This is a genomic window from Arthrobacter sp. 9V (genome assembly GCF_902506065.1).
GTDB lineage: Bacteria > Actinomycetota > Actinomycetes > Actinomycetales > Micrococcaceae > Arthrobacter.
Window position 1 is genome coordinate 1 of the sequence record NZ_LR733003.1, and the last position, 1,266, is coordinate 1,266.

Genomic DNA, 1,266 nt, shown 5'->3' on the forward strand with positions numbered 1-1,266 from the left:
CGCCACGCTTCTGCTCTGTGTCACCGAATCGTGTGACCACGCTTCGAGTGGAGAGAACGCCATGCGCCGGTTCCTGATCGCTGTTCCGAGACGTCGGGCCCGCACGGTGATGGGGGTCCTGGCGGTGGCGTGCGCCGTGTCCTTGATCGCTCCGGCGGGCGCATCTGCGGCGACATCCCGGACCGCGCCGCGTCCAGGCGCCTACGGGTACTTCGTGGACACCTACAAGACGAACACCCCTGCCGCCACGACGCCGGAGACGAACGCCGCGACCGGGGTGCTGTCGCAGTTCGGCACCCTGTGGCGCCCGGGATCGTCGTGGGACAACGGGGTCGCCACCAGCGCTGCAGCGCAGCGGATCCTGGACTCGAACATCGCGCAGGCAGCGCGGACCACGCAGACCCGGACGGATGCGCAGGGGCACGAGGCGTACCTGATCGACCGACGGAACCAGAGTTACTCGGCCATCGCGGGTTTCGGTGACCTGTCCGACGCGGTGCGGACCGCGACGAACGCGGGCACGACGATCCCCGACGAGATCCCGGCGGACGCCACGACGAAGCAGTACGCCGACCAGGGCAACGCGAAGGGCGCGTGGGCGGACACCGATTCGGAGCTCGGCGACGTCGTCCAGCTGGTGAACACGCTGCGGGGCGACTACTCCTCTGCCAGCAACGCGAAGAAGTACTACCAGTACCCGCGGCCGTACCGGCAGAGCCAGGACGTCAAGGTGCTGCCGCAGCTCGTCCCCGAGAAGTCCCCGACGCCCGCCACGGACGGCGGCTTCCCCAGCGGACACACCAACGCCGGCTACCTGGCATCTCTGGCCTTCGCGTACGCGTACCCGGAGAAGTACACCGAGCTCCTCACCAACGGCTCGGAGATCGGCAACAGTCGGATCGTCGCGGGGATGCACTCGCCGCTCGACGTCATGGGCGGACGGGTCCTGGCGACTGCGCTGGCAGCGGCCGTCCTGAACGACCCGGCCAACACGCAGCTCGAGCAGCAGGCGCACCAGCAGGCGGAGAAGGTCCTCGCCGCAGCCGGCCCGAGCGCGGTCGATCGGTACGCGGACTACGCAGCGGACAAGAAGAACTACCGCAAACGTCTGACGTACGGGTTCGCGCGCACCGGCGCGAAGACCACCCCGGCCACGGTGCCGAAGGGTGCTGAAGCGCTCCTGCGGACCCGCCTGCCGTACCTCAGCGACGCCCAGATCCGAGAGGTGCTCCGGACGACCGCGCTGCCGTCGGGCTACCCCCTGCT

General features: G+C 69.4%; 1 protein-coding gene. It reads left to right on the forward strand.

The window, feature by feature from the left end; all coding sequences use genetic code 11:
- Positions 1-214: 214 nt before the first annotated feature.
- Positions 215-1,266 (forward strand): acid phosphatase (locus tag BACI9J_RS23220; protein WP_159736702.1); only part of this gene is annotated, 1,052 nt, incomplete at its 3' end.